The organism is Ideonella alba (genome assembly GCF_018069875.1).
GTDB lineage: Bacteria > Pseudomonadota > Gammaproteobacteria > Burkholderiales > Burkholderiaceae_C > Ideonella > Ideonella alba.
Map to the genome: position 1 here is coordinate 257,029 of NZ_JAGQDF010000001.1, position 12,428 is coordinate 269,456.

Annotated in this window: 12 protein-coding genes and 1 pseudogene; 2 read left to right on the forward strand and 11 right to left on the reverse strand. The window is 70.0% G+C overall.

Going from position 1 to position 12,428, the window contains the following annotated elements:
* Positions 1-8: 8 nt before the first annotated feature.
* From KAK07_RS01210 to KAK07_RS01230, 5 genes and pseudogenes are all read right to left on the reverse strand, one after another.
* The gene (locus KAK07_RS01210; protein ID WP_210858549.1) at positions 9-1,745 is read right to left on the reverse strand and encodes a methyl-accepting chemotaxis protein; all 1,737 of its coding nucleotides are present in this window, start codon (positions 1,743-1,745) and stop codon (positions 9-11) included.
* A 10-nt stretch (positions 1,746-1,755) separates the two neighbouring features.
* Positions 1,756-3,303, reverse strand: coding sequence for a methyl-accepting chemotaxis protein (locus KAK07_RS25670; protein ID WP_210858551.1), 1,548 nt, complete (start codon positions 3,301-3,303; stop codon positions 1,756-1,758).
* Between the two features lie 76 nt (positions 3,304-3,379).
* Positions 3,380-5,533 (reverse strand): annotated as a pseudogene (locus tag KAK07_RS01220) (chemotaxis protein CheA).
* Between the two features lie 52 nt (positions 5,534-5,585).
* Positions 5,586-5,948: a response regulator gene (locus KAK07_RS01225; RefSeq protein ID WP_210800928.1), complete on the reverse strand. Its 363-nt coding sequence runs from the start codon at positions 5,946-5,948 to the stop codon at positions 5,586-5,588.
* A gap of 43 nt (positions 5,949-5,991) precedes the next feature.
* A complete protein-coding gene (locus tag KAK07_RS01230) occupies positions 5,992-6,459 on the reverse strand; it encodes a hypothetical protein (protein WP_210858554.1) in 468 nt (155 codons plus the stop codon).
* A gap of 185 nt (positions 6,460-6,644) precedes the next feature.
* Between KAK07_RS01230 and KAK07_RS01235 the strand changes: the two genes are divergently transcribed.
* Complete coding sequence (locus KAK07_RS01235; protein ID WP_210858556.1) at positions 6,645-7,811, forward strand: hybrid sensor histidine kinase/response regulator; 1,167 nt, start codon at positions 6,645-6,647, stop codon at positions 7,809-7,811.
* A complete protein-coding gene (locus KAK07_RS01240) occupies positions 7,808-8,443 on the forward strand; it encodes a response regulator (RefSeq protein ID WP_210851959.1) in 636 nt (211 codons plus the stop codon). Before KAK07_RS01235 ends, KAK07_RS01240 begins: the two co-directional genes overlap by 4 nt.
* Positions 8,444-8,614: 171 nt before the next feature.
* Here the strand turns inward: KAK07_RS01240 and KAK07_RS01245 are convergent, their stop codons facing one another.
* The 6 genes from KAK07_RS01245 to motB all read right to left on the reverse strand — a co-directional run bounded on the left by KAK07_RS01245 (position 8,615) and on the right by motB (position 12,426).
* Positions 8,615-9,337 (reverse strand): class I SAM-dependent methyltransferase, encoded by a 723-nt coding sequence (locus KAK07_RS01245; RefSeq protein WP_210858558.1) that lies wholly within the window; start codon positions 9,335-9,337, stop codon positions 8,615-8,617.
* A gap of 61 nt (positions 9,338-9,398) precedes the next feature.
* Positions 9,399-9,968 carry a protein phosphatase CheZ gene (locus tag KAK07_RS01250; protein WP_210858560.1) on the reverse strand — a complete coding sequence of 190 codons (570 nt, stop codon included), beginning with the start codon at positions 9,966-9,968 and terminating at the stop codon, positions 9,399-9,401.
* Positions 9,969-10,020: 52 nt separating this feature from the next.
* Entirely contained in the window at positions 10,021-10,392 is a 372-nt protein-coding gene (locus KAK07_RS01255; RefSeq protein WP_210851962.1) for a hypothetical protein, read from the reverse strand.
* A gap of 7 nt (positions 10,393-10,399) precedes the next feature.
* Complete coding sequence (locus tag KAK07_RS01260) at positions 10,400-11,032, reverse strand: protein phosphatase CheZ (RefSeq protein WP_210851963.1); 633 nt, start codon at positions 11,030-11,032, stop codon at positions 10,400-10,402.
* 28 nt (positions 11,033-11,060) lie between these two features.
* Positions 11,061-11,459, reverse strand: a complete 399-nt coding sequence (cheY, locus tag KAK07_RS01265) for a chemotaxis response regulator CheY (protein ID WP_210851964.1) — start codon at positions 11,457-11,459, stop codon at positions 11,061-11,063.
* A 31-nt stretch (positions 11,460-11,490) separates the two neighbouring features.
* Positions 11,491-12,426 (reverse strand): flagellar motor protein MotB, encoded by a 936-nt coding sequence (motB, locus tag KAK07_RS01270; protein ID WP_210851965.1) that lies wholly within the window; start codon positions 12,424-12,426, stop codon positions 11,491-11,493.
* Positions 12,427-12,428: the final 2 nt, after the last annotated feature.

A 12,428-nucleotide genomic window follows, 5' to 3' on the forward strand; every position in this document is an offset into this window, starting at 1 on the left:
GGCGGCGTTCAGAACGTGGTCCAGTCGTCGTCACCGGCGGTGGCGGTGGCAGTGGCGACGGGGACGGGGGCGGTCGGTGCCGGGGCCACGGCGGGCGATGCGCGACGAACGACCGCGGGCGTGACCGCGACGGCCGCGGCGGGCTTCGGGGCCGGCGGCGCTGCGTCCACGGGGGCGGCGTGGCGCGGGGCTGGCGCCGCATCGCCCAGGCGGAAGGTGGCCACCAGCGTGTTCAGGCTCTCGGCCTGCTGGCGCAGGCTGGCCGCGGCGGCGGCACCCTGCTCGACCAGCGCGGCGTTCTGCTGCGTCATCAGGTCCAGACTGCCGATGGCCTCGCTGACGTGGCCGATGCCGCTGCTCTGCTCCTGGCTGCTGGCGGCGATCTCCTGCACGATCTGGGTGACGCGCTGGACCGAGCCGACGATCTCGTCGATGGTCTGGCCGGTCTCACGCACCAGGGACGAACCGCTCTCGACACGCTCGGTCGAGCGGCCGATCAGCTGCTTGATCTGGCGCGCCGCGTCGGCACTGCGCTGGGCCAGCGTGCGCACTTCGCCGGCCACCACCGCGAAGCCGCGGCCCTGCTCGCCGGCCCGTGCTGCCTCGACGGCGGCATTGAGCGCCAGGATGTTGGTCTGGAAGGCGATGCCGTCGATCACGCTGGTGATGTCGGCGATCTGCCGGCTGGCCTGGGCGATCTCGTCCATGGTCTGCACCACCCGCCCCATGGCCTCACCGCCACGGCGGGCCACCTCGCTGGCCGAGCTGGCCAGTTCGCTGGCCTGGCGGGCCGACTCGCTGCCCGACTGCACGATGTGGGTGAGTTGCTGCATGTGCGAAGCGGTCTGCTGCAGGTCGCCCGCCGCCCGCTCGGTGCGCTGGGACAGGTCGAGGTTGCCGCTCGCCACTTCGGCGCTGGCAACGCGGATGTTGTCGGCGCTGTCGCGCACCTGGGAGACGATGGCGCGCAGCGCCTCCTGCATCGATGACAAGGTCTGCATGAAGCGGGTGACCTCGTCGGACCCCCGGCTGTCCAGGCGCCGGGTCAGGTCGCCATCGGACACCGCGGCAGCGGCGGCGGTGGCGTGGCCGAGCGGATCGGTGATCGACCGGGTGGTGGCCCACATCAGGCCGATGAAGCCGGCCAGCAGCAGCAGCACGGCGACCAGGCGCAGCATCGACAGGCGTTGCGCGGTGGTCATGGCCTCGGCCTCCTGGGCCTCCAGCGCGGTCTTTTCCGCCTGCGACCAGGCTTGCACCGCCTGCCGGGCCTGCTCCAGCGACTGGGCGGCCCGCTGCGCATAGGCGTAGCCGGCCGCCGAATCCATCTTGGCATCCACCACCTGCTGCAGCACGTCGCGGACTTCCTTGGTGTAGACCTCCAACCCTTCGCGGGCCGGTGCCAGCAGCGCCGCCCGTTCGCCCTGTGCCAGCTTGGCCAGCGCGGCGCGTGCGGTCTCGACGGCCTTGGCCCAGGCTGCCTGGGTCTCGCCAGCCTCGACGGCGTTGTTGCCGGCCAGCAGGACACCCTGCTCCAGCCGCTGGATATGCTCCAGCGCCAGGCGGATGCCGGCGTCGCCGGCGGTGAATTCGGCCTGGCGCTGCAGCAGGGCTGCGCCATGGTCCTGCTGCTGTCGCAGCGACCAGGCGGCCCACAGACCCAGCACGATGATGGCCACGGCCAGCAGCACGATGCTGCCCAGCAGACGCTGGCGAATGCTCAGGCGACGCAGCAACTCCTGCATGTCAATCCTTTCAGGCGGGCAGACGGAAGGAGCCCACCACCTCGGCCAGCGTGCTGGCCTGACCCCGCAGGTGTTCGGCGGCGGCGGTGCTCTGCTCGACCAGGGCGGCGTTCTGCTGGGTCACGCGGTCCAGGTCGGTGACGGCGGCGTTGACCTGGCCGATGCCACGGCTCTGCTCGGCGGCGGCGTGGGAGATCTCGCCGATGATGTCGTTGACGCGCTGGACCGAGGCGACGATGTCCTGCATCGTGGTGCCGGCCTCGCCCACCAGGCGCGTGCCGTTCTCGACCTGTTCGACGCTGGCGCCGATCAGGCGCTTGATCTCGCGCGCCGCGTCGGCGCTGCGCTGCGCCAGGCTGCGCACCTCACCGGCCACCACCGCGAAGCCGCGGCCCGATTCACCGGCGCGGGCGGCTTCCACCGCGGCGTTGAGCGCCAGGATGTTGGTCTGGAAGGCAATGCCGTCGATCACGCCGATGATGTCGGCGATGCGGTGCGAGGCGGCATTGATCTCGTTCATCGTCTGCACCACCTGGGCGACGACCTCGCCGCCGTGGCTGGCCACGCCGGTGGCAGCCTGTGCCAGGCCGCTGGCCTGCTGGGCGTTGTCGGCGCTGTGGCGCACGCTGCCGGTCAGCTCTTCCATCGAGCTGGCGGTCTGCTGCAGGCTGCTCGCCGCCTGTTCGGTGCGCTGGTTCAGATCGGCGTTGCCCGAGGCCACCTCGCCCGAGCCCATGCGGATGCTCTCGCTGGCTTCGCGGACGCGGCCGACGATGCGGCCCAGGCCGCCCTGCATCTGGTCCAGGGCGCGCAGCAGGTCGGCCAGTTCGTCGTGGCCGCGGGCGTCGATGCGGCGGGTCAGATCGCCGTCGGCGATGGCCAGGGCCACCTCGCGGGCCTGCACCATCGGCCGGGTGATCGAGGCCGAGTTGGCCAGCGTCAGCGGCACCACGACGAACACCGCCATCGCCAGCACGGCCAGGAAGGCGAGCGTGGTGCGCTGCATCTGTGCGTCGAAGGCGGCACGCGTCTCCTCGACCTCGGACTGCAGGATCGCATCGATCTTGGCCAGATCGGCATCGACCGATTCGATGTGCTGCTTGCCACGGGCGAACATCTTGTCAGCGGCACGGGCGTTGTCGTAGGCACCGTCCTGGATGCGCACCAGCAGCGACTCACCGAACTTGACGTAGGCATCCAGTTCCGCCAGCGCATGACGGGCCAGCGGGTTGTCCTCGTCTTCCTCGCCTTCGAGCATGGCATTGAGGAACTGGCGCAGCGAGGCCGCTTCCTTCTGCCACTTCTCGCGGTGCGCCAGAACGGCCACACCGTCCTCGTAGTCGATCAGCATGTTGCGCTCATGCAGCCGCATCTCGCCCAGGTGGGTGTGCATCGCCGAGGCGTTGTTGATCTCGGCGACCGAGTGGTGCATGAACTCCTCGCTCAGCGAGGACAGGTGCCGGCCGCCCACCAGCGCGGCCACGCCGACCAGGGCGAACAGACCGAGGACGACACCGATCGCGCCAAGCATGCGCAGGCGGATGGAGAATCGCCGCATCAGGGGCATCAGGGCGTTGAACAAGACAGACTCCAGGTAATGCGTGAGGAGCGCGGGAGGAAGCGGCGGGCGGTGCTCAGTGGCGCGAGCGGCGCACCAGGGCGCCGACGTCCAGGATCAGCGCCACGCGGCCGTCGCCCATGATGGTGGCGCCCGACACGTCGTTGACCTTGCGGTAGTTGGCTTCCAGGTTCTTGACCACCACCTGCTGCTGGCCGAGCAGTTCGTCCACCAGCAGGGCGACGCGGCCGCCTTCGGCCTCGACCACCACCATGATGTTGGAGACGTTGTCGAACTCGAAGCGCGGCACATCGAAGACCCGCTCCAGGTCGATCACCGGCATGAACTCGTCGCGCACTTCGACCACGCGGCCGGTGCCGCCGATGGTCTTGATCATTGACTTGTCGACCTGGAAGGACTCGACCACCGAGGACAGCGGCAGGATGTAGACCTCCTCGCCGACACCGATGCTCATGCCGTCCATGATGGCCAGCGTCAGCGGCAGGCGCACCCGCACGCTCATGCCGTAGCCCTCGGCCGAGTCGATCTCGACCGAGCCGCCCAGCGCGGTGATGTTCTTCTTCACCACGTCCATGCCGACACCGCGGCCGGAGACGTCGGTGACCACCTCGGCGGTGGAGAAGCCCGGCGCGAAGATCAGGCCGTAGACCTCCTGGTCGCTCAGGCTGTCGGGCGCGTCGATGCCGCGCTCGCGGGCCTTGGCCAGCAGCTTGGCGCGCGACAGGCCCTTGCCGTCGTCACGCACCTCGATGACGATCGAGCCGCCCTGGTGCGAGGCGACCAGGGTGACGGTGCCGTGTTCGGGCTTGCCCTTGGCCAGGCGTTCGGCCGGCAGCTCGATGCCGTGGTCGCAGCTGTTGCGCACCAGGTGGGTCAGCGGGTCGGTGATCTTCTCGACCAGGCCCTTGTCCAGCTCGGTGGCTTCGCCCTGGGTGACCAGCTCGACCTTCTTGCCCAGCTTGCTGGCCAGGTCGCGCAGCATGCGCGGGAAGCGGTTGAAGACCATCGACATCGGAATCATCCGGATCGACATCACTGCTTCCTGCAGGTCGCGGGTGTTGCGCTCCAGGTCGGTCAGGCCCGACAGCAGCTGCTGGCTGAGCTGCTGGTCGCTGTCGCGGCTGTTCTGGGCCAGCATGGCCTGGGTGATGACCAGCTCGCCCACCAGGTTGATCAGCTGGTCGACCTTTTCCACCGACACGCGCAGCGTGGACGAATCCAGACCCTGGCCGGCGTTCTTGGCCTCGGCCTTCGGCGCGGCGGGCTTCGGTGCGACCGGCGCGGCCACGGCGGCGGCCGGTGCTGCCGGGCTGGGCGTGGCGGCGGCAGGCGCCGGGGCGCTGGCGCCCGGCGAGCCCGGTGCATCATCGAAGAAACCATAGCCCGGATCGACCGCCGGTGCGGCGGCCTCGACGGGCGCGCCGGGGTTGCCGTCGTGGAAGCCGTAGCCGGGACCCAGGGGCTGCAGCTGCATGCGCTCGCGCGCCACATGGAAGGTGAAGAGGTCGAGCAGGTCGTCGTCGCTGCTCGCCGTGGTGATCTTGAAGCGGCGCATGCCGTCGGCGTCGCGGCCGGCGTCCAGCGGCTCGATGCTGCCCAGGTCGGTGATCTCCTTGAACAGCTCGGCCAGGTTGTCGGCCTGTGCGGGATCGTCCAGCGGGCCGACGGTCAGCTCCAGCGTGCGCACCGTGCTGCCCGAGGCAGCGGGCGGCGCCACCGGGGCCGCCGGGGCGGCGACAGGGACCACCGCCACCGGCGCGGGCGCGGCGGCGGCAGGCGCGCCGCCATCGGCCAGCGCGCGGATGTGGGCGACCAGGTCGCGGGTGTCCAGGGCCTCGCCGGCGCCTCCGGCCTGGTGGCGGGCGAGCAGGCTCTTGAGCGCGTCGCCGGCCTGCAGCAGCACGTCGACCATGGCCGTGGTGGGCGTCAGCTCGTGGCGGCGCAGCTTGTCCAGCAGCGTCTCCATCTGGTGGGTCAGCTCGGCCACGTCGTTGAAGCCGAAGGTGGCGGCGCCGCCCTTGACCGAGTGCGCGCAGCGGAAGATCGCGTTGAGTTCCTCGTCGTCGGCGGCGGTGACGTCGAGCTCGAGCAGCTTCTGCTCCATCAGCTCGAGGTTCTCGCCGGCTTCCTAGAAGAAGACCTGGTAGAACTGGCTCAGGTCGATGCCGGCGCCGGTCTGTCCGGATTCGTGGTGCATGGTGTCGGCCATGGGAGGCTCCTGGTCGTTGTCGTGGCGGGCCGTGCAGGTCCGTTGGCGCAGGTCAGCGGATGACCTTGCCGATCACCTCGATCAGCTTCGCGGGGTCGAAGGGCTTGACCAGCCAGCCGGTGGCGCCCGCGGCGCGACCGGCCTGCTTCATCTGGTCGCTGGACTCGGTGGTCAGGATCAGGATCGGCGTGCCCTTGAACTTCGGGTTCTCGCGCAGCTTCTTCACCAGGCTGATGCCGTCCATGCGGGGCATGTTCTGGTCGGTCAGGACCAGGTTGAAGTCGCGCTGGTTGGCTTTTTCCCAGGCGTCCTGGCCGTCCACCGCCTCAACGACGTTGAAACCGGCGTTCTTCAGCGTGAACGACACCATCTGGCGCATCGAGGGAGAGTCGTCAACGGCAAGGATCGAGTGCATGGCAGTTCTCCAGAAATCTTTCGGTGCAGGCGGGATGGGTGGGTCAGAAGAGTTCGATGGACCCGGCGTCCATCTCGTCCTGGGTCACGGGATTCGGTCGGCCTGGGCCTTCCTCGACGATGGTTTCCCCTTCGGGGTCCTCGCCCATCGCCTCGGCGGCGATGCGGTCCGCGCAGTTGCGCAGACGTCGGTGGGTGTGGGCAATCAGCTGCGTGGCCATGTCGTGGAACTGCAGCGCGGTGATCGCACCGGCGAGTTCGGTCATGGCCTGGTTCAGTGCGCCGTCGTCGTCGCCACCCTCGGCCAGGATGGCCAGGTCGCGCAGCACGTGCTTGATGCGGTCGGTGGCACCGTAGAAGTGCCCCGACAGCGTCTCGCTGGCGTCGTCGAGCAGACGTTGCAGGCGCTCCAGGTCATTGCTGGCCACCATCAGGTGGTCCTGCAGGTCCGCGGCCATCAGCAGCGGAAAGGCAGCGCCGGGGTCCGGTGGCGGAGTCTCGTTGAGTTGCATCGGCGTTCCACGCGAGTCGTGCATGGGTGGGAGGCCCCCGAGGTGGCGGTCGCCATCCGGGGAGTTGTCATGGATTCTTCGGCAGCACCCGGCCCGGCGTTGCGTCGATGACCCCGGCATTCCGGCCGCATTTCGCGCGACAGGGGGGCTCAACCCGGCGGCCCAGGCTGGGCCATACTTGCGGTATGCAGGCCCTAGCCGTTCGATCACCCCTGCGCGTGCTGCACCTGGAGGATTCCGACCTGGACCATGCGCTGGCCATGGCCCAGCTGCAGCGTGCCGGGCTGACGGTGCTGGCCACCCGGGTGGAGGACGAAGCTGCCTTCCGCGCGGCCCTGTCCGATTCCTGGGACATCGTGCTGTCCGACTACAACCTGCCGGGGTTCAGCGGCATCCGCGCGCTCGAGATCGTCCGAGAGATGGCCGAGCCGCCGCCCTTCATCCTGGTGTCTGGCGAGATCGGCGAAGACGTCGCGGTGGCGGCCATGCGCAACGGCGCCAGCGACTACCTGCTCAAGCAGAACCTGGCCCGCCTGGCGCCGGCGGTGGAGCACGCGATCGACGCCCACGCCAGCGAGCGCGCCCGGCGTGCGGCCGACCAGGCGCTGGCGGCCTCGCGCGAGCGGGTGTCCGAGCTGGCCCAGCACCTGCAGACCACGGTCGAGCAGGAGCGCGCGGCGATCGCCCGGGAAATCCATGACGACGTCGGTGGTTCCTTGACCGCCCTCAAGTTCGATCTGGCCTGGCTGGGCCGCCACATTGGCGAGAACACGCCCGAGGTGCGCCAGCGCCTGGAGACAGCCACCGAAACGCTGACCCACGCACTGGAGGCCAGCAAGCGCATCATGCACAACCTGCGCCCGGCCATCCTGGAGCAGGGCCTGGTGGCTGCGCTGCAATGGATGGCCACGCGCTTCGAGCGCCGCACCGGCATCGCGTGCAGCTTCCGCGCCAGCCAGGACCTGCCGCCGCTGCCGGCCGGCGTACCGCTGGTGGCCTACCGCACGGCCCAGGAGGCGCTGACCAACATCAGCAAGCATGCCCAGGCCACGCGGGTGGCGATCGACCTGACCCTGGCCGGCGGCGTGCTGTCGCTGGAGGTGGCCGACAACGGCCGCGGCCTGTCGCCCGAGGACCTGGCCAAGACGCGCAGCTTCGGCATCCGCGGTCTGCGCGAACGCTCGGGCACGGTGGGCGGCTGGGTCGATCTGTCCAGCGGCGCCGGCGGCACCACGCTGATCCTGTCGATCCCGCTCGACGGCCGGGCCACGGCCGACGAGGAACCGGGGGCGCCGGATCCGGGACTGTTTGGCGAGGTGGGACACGACCCGTCCGCCTGGGGGGAGCCATGACCCGCGTCATCATCTGCGACGACCACGCGCTGATCCGGCGCGGCATCCGCGACACCCTGTCGGATGCGCCCGACATCGAGGTCATCGGCGAGGCCGGCGACTATGGCGAGCTGCGCGCGCTGATGCGCCAGGAACGCTGCGACGTGCTGGTGCTGGACATCAACATGCCCGGCCGCAGTGGCCTGGACGTGCTGCACGTGCTGAAGGACGAGGGCTCGCCGATCAAGGTGCTGGTGGTCAGCATGTACCCCGAGGACCAGTACGCGATCCGGGCGCTCAAGGCCGGCGCCTTCGGCTATGTCAACAAGGGCGGCGACCCGGCGCAGCTGGTGCAGGCGGTGCGCACCGTGGCGCAGGGCCGCAAGTACGTCACGCCCGAGATCGCCCAGATGCTGGTCGAGAGCCTGACCGCCCCCGAGGTGGCCAATGCCCACGAGAAGCTCTCCGACCGCGAGCTGCAGACGCTGGTGATGATCGCCAGCGGCAAGCGCCTGGCCGACATCGCCAACGAGCTGATGCTCAGCCCCAAGACCGTCAGCGTCTACCGCGCCCGGGTGCTGGAGAAGCTGGGCCTGTCGAACAACTCCGAGTTGACCGTCTACGCCATCCGCAATGGCCTGGTCGGGGAATGAGGTCACCCGGCGCGGGGGTACCCGCGCCACCCTCCGAGAGGGTGCGCGGCCGCTTGGGGGCGAGCCAGGACGCCAGGGCGTCCTGCGGACGGCCTGGCGCCTGCCGAGCCGTCCGAGCTCTGCGAGGCCGTGGGGAGGGCCCGGCGCTGGCCGCGCGGGCCGGCCCGATCCTCAATGGAAAGGCGCGCGGTAGATCCACACCGGCTTGCCCGGCACGGTCTCCAGGCGCGCCGCGGGCGTCCAGCCCACCGCCTCGAACTCCAGGCTGACCAGCCATGCGCCCGCGCGCAACTCGGCCTGGGCCTTGGCCATCGCCCGCGGCATGCTCTCGGGCCGCTGGAACAGGTAGACCATGTCCAGGCCCGACCAGTCGGCGCGCCAGATGTCGCCGCGCCGCACCCGGGCGAAGCGGCAGCGCAGCCGGCACAGCAGGGCCAGCGGCCAGCTCCACTCCAGGCCTTCCAGCCGGGCACCGGGGTACTCGGCGCGCAGCGCCAGCAGGCCGTCGCCCAGACCGCAGCCGGCGTCCATCACCCGGGCACCCGGGGGCAGGGGGGCCGCGGCCGCCAGGCCGCGCAGGGCGGCGGTGGGCGTGGGAAACAGCGGCGCATCGCGCCAGGCGTTCAACGGGTAGAGCAGGGCCAGCAGGGCCAGCGGCAGCAGCCAGGCCAGCGGTGGGATGGCGACCTGGCCGGCGGCCAGCACCGACAGCGGAAAGCCGGCAAACAGGATCAGCCGGCGCATGCCGGTGGCGCCGCGCCAGGCCAGCAGGGCCGACAGCCCCAGCGCCAGACCGAAGCCGACCACCGGCAGTCCCGCCGCACCCAGGGCGAGGAACAGCGCCCAGGCCGCAGCCCAGGTCAGCAGCGCGGGAAGCGGCCAGACGAGTGTCATCGGGCCGATTGTGACGACGCCCGCACAGGGCGGGCGCCGGGAAAAGCGGGCGAGGCCGGGCTCAGAAACCCAGCGAGGCCAGCAGGTCGTCGACGTCGTCCTGCTGCAGCGCGCGGTCGGGTACCTGCACGCCGGCCAGTTCCTCGGTGGCGCCGCTCATCGCACAGACCGGGTCCGGCAGGTCACCGTCAGCCAGCACGTGCTTGAGTTCATCCTCGACGCGGAACAGGATCCGCATCACCTTGCCGATCACCTGTCCCGACAGGTCCTGGAAATCCTGCGCCAGCATCACGTCGGTCAGCACCCGGTTCTGGTCGTCGGCGAAGGCGGCAGCGCTGGCGGCATAGTCGGCGCACAGCTTCATCATCACGCGCGAGCGGGCGGTGTCGATCTCGGGCGACTCGGCCAGGCGGCGCATCGCCTCGGCGATCTCCAGGCCGCGGCGGCGGACCTCGTCGCAGGCGGGCTTGGCCTCGTCGATCAGGGCCAGCACGCGGTTGGCCGCCTGCTCGGTCATCTTGCCCACGTACTCCAGGCGCTCGCAGGCGTCGGGCACCTCGCGGACGGCCTGGCGCAGCTCGGGCTTGACCCAGGTACCCGGGGCGGTGTGATGGGAGGGATCGGGCAGCATGGGAGTGCCTTCTCGGTGGTGTTTTGTCGGGGGCGGTGGCGGTTCGGCGGGCTCAGTCCGGGCGCAGGAAAGGCATCGGCGACTGTCGCCGTGCGCCGTTCTTGCGGCTGCGGTGCACGGCTTCCAGACCGTCTCGACCGCCGTTGAGCAGGCCGTTGACCAGACCCTGCACGTCATCGACGCCCAGGCCGGCCACCGCCGGGTGGTAGCGCTGGATCGCGGCGGCCAGGCTGGCCCGCGGCACACCCTGGTGGGTCGCGCAGATCAGCAGCACCGCCTCGAACAGGTCGGGCACCTCCTGGCAGATCCATTGGATCCGTCGCAGGCACTCGACGGGCCTTCCGGCCTGGCGGGGCAGCAACCAGTGCGGCGCCTCGTCGGCGGGCAGCGCGGTCTCGTCGGCGGCGTGCGCCTCGGTGATCACGGCAGCCTCAGAAGCCCAGGCTGGCCAGCAGGTCGTCGACCTCGCCCTGGTTGGCCACCACGTCGGCGCGGCCTTCCGGCGCCACGACCGGGCCCTGCAGCACGGCCGGGTCGACCTTGTCGCGCTGCTCGGGCGGCACCACCTGCAGCAGCAGCTTGACGAGGCTGTCTTCCAGGTCGTTGGCCAGGGTCACGACCTTGGCCACCACCTGGCCGGTGAGGTCATGGAAGTCCTGGGCCAGCATGATGTCGGTCAGGTGGCCGTCGATGCGGCTGGTGCTGTCCTCGACATCCTTGACGAAGTTCATCACCCGGCCCGAGGCGACCGCGCGCACCGGGTCCCTGACCAGCGCCTCGGCCAGCTCGCGCGTGGCCTGGCTGATGTGGTGGTGGTCGGCCTTGGCCTGGTCCACCGAATTCAGCACCTTGTTGGCCGCGTCGGCGGTCTTGTTGGCGATGTAGTTCAGGCGGCTGCGCGCATCGGGCAGGCCGTCGGCGGCGACCTGCAGCTTGGGCATCACGCCCAGCTGCTGCATCGTGTCGTGCAGCAGCCGGGTGATCGAGCCCAGCTGCTGGAACACCTCGGGCGATACCGTCAGTGGCTCGGTGGGGGCCAGCGTGGTCAGATCTTCCATCTTCATGGGACGCTCCCGGGCGTGGAGGAAGGGGTCAGGCCGGCGTGGCCAGCTTCTGCAGGATCTTCTGGACCTTCTCTTCCAGCGTCGCCTTGGTGAAGGGCTTGACGATGTAGCCGGCCGCGCCGCTTTGCGCTGCCAGGACGATGTCCTCCTTGCGCGCCTCGGCGGTGACCATCAGCACCGGCAGCTGCTTCAGGCTGTCGTCGGCCTTGATGGCCTTGAGCAGCTCGAAGCCGTTCATGTTGGGCATGTTGATGTCGCTGACGACGAAGTCGAAGCGGGCGTTCTTCAGCATGTTGAGCGCCACCTGGCCGTCCTCGGCCTCCTCGACGTTGTTGCAGCCCATCTCCTTGAGCAGGCCGCGCACGATGCGGCGCATCGTCGAGAAGTCGTCGACGACAAGGAACTTCAGATCACTGGGATGGCTCATGGCGGTCCTCGGTACGGGGGGAATGAGGCGTTTATCGGTCGCTGGCGGCCGGGCTTGAGCCCGGGGTGTCCTCGGCGGGCGGGGGATCGGCCTGGACCTCGGGCTTGAAGACCCGGTCCTCGGCCTCGCGGTTCATGACGATGATGCTGATGCGCCGGTTGGTGGGCGCATTGGGGTTGTCCTTGTCGAACAGCTGGCTGCTGGCCAGGCCCTGGACGCGCAGCACGCGCCGCTCCTCCAGACCGCCCAGGATCAGTTCGCGCCGGCTGGCGTTGGCGCGGTCGGCGGAGAGCTCCCAGTTGCTGTAGCCCCGCTCGCCGCCTGAAAAGGGCTGGGCGTCGGTGTGGCCTTCCAGGGTCAGCAGGTTGGGCACCTCGCCCAGCAGCTCGCCGATGGCGCGCAGCAGTTCACGCATGTAGGGCTTGACCACCGCCGAGCCGGAATCGAACATCGGCCGGTTCTGGTCGTCGACGATCTGGATGCGCAGGCCGTCGCGGGTCATGTCCAGCCGCACCTGCGAGGAAATGGCCTTGAACTTCTCGCTGCCGGCCATGCGCTGCTCGATGGTGTTCTTCAGCTCTTCCAGGCGCTGGGCCTCGGCGCGGATCTGCTCGGCCTTCAGCGCCTGCAGGTTGAAGGTGCGCTTGGGCGCCTCCACCGCGCCGCGCTTGACCTGGCCGCCGCTGCGGGTGATGTCCTCGCCGCCGCCCTTGATCACGCTGGATGAATCGCCCGAGCCGCTGCCGCCGCCCAGGGCCACCTTCAGCGGCGACTGGAAGTAGTCCTGCAGACCCTTCTTGTCGCCCTCGGTGGTCGAGCCCAGCAGCCACATCAGCAGGAAGAAGGCCATCATCGCCGTCACGAAGTCGGCATAGGCGATCTTCCAGGCGCCACCGTGGGCACCGTGGCCGCCCTTCTTGACCTTCTTGACGATGATCGGTTGAAGCTTCTTCGCGTCGCCAGCCATGG

Excerpts from the sequence above, each read along its gene's own strand:
- KAK07_RS01210 (WP_210858549.1), bottom strand. The coding sequence starts at position 1,745 with ATGCAGGAGTTGCTGCGTCGCCTGAGCATTCGCCAGCGTCTGCTGGGC.
- KAK07_RS25670 (WP_210858551.1), bottom strand. The coding sequence starts at position 3,303 with ATGCGGCGATTCTCCATCCGCCTGCGCATGCTTGGCGCGATCGGTGTC.
- KAK07_RS01225 (WP_210800928.1), bottom strand. The coding sequence starts at position 5,948 with ATGCACTCGATCCTTGCCGTTGACGACTCTCCCTCGATGCGCCAGATG.
- KAK07_RS01230 (WP_210858554.1), bottom strand. The coding sequence starts at position 6,459 with ATGCAACTCAACGAGACTCCGCCACCGGACCCCGGCGCTGCCTTTCCG.
- KAK07_RS01235 (WP_210858556.1), top strand. The coding sequence starts at position 6,645 with ATGCAGGCCCTAGCCGTTCGATCACCCCTGCGCGTGCTGCACCTGGAG.
- KAK07_RS01240 (WP_210851959.1), top strand. The coding sequence starts at position 7,808 with ATGACCCGCGTCATCATCTGCGACGACCACGCGCTGATCCGGCGCGGC.
- KAK07_RS01245 (WP_210858558.1), bottom strand. The coding sequence starts at position 9,337 with ATGACACTCGTCTGGCCGCTTCCCGCGCTGCTGACCTGGGCTGCGGCC.
- KAK07_RS01250 (WP_210858560.1), bottom strand. The coding sequence starts at position 9,968 with ATGCTGCCCGATCCCTCCCATCACACCGCCCCGGGTACCTGGGTCAAG.
- KAK07_RS01260 (WP_210851963.1), bottom strand. The coding sequence starts at position 11,032 with ATGAAGATGGAAGATCTGACCACGCTGGCCCCCACCGAGCCACTGACG.
- cheY (WP_210851964.1), bottom strand. The coding sequence starts at position 11,459 with ATGAGCCATCCCAGTGATCTGAAGTTCCTTGTCGTCGACGACTTCTCG.
- motB (WP_210851965.1), bottom strand. The coding sequence starts at position 12,426 with ATGGCTGGCGACGCGAAGAAGCTTCAACCGATCATCGTCAAGAAGGTC.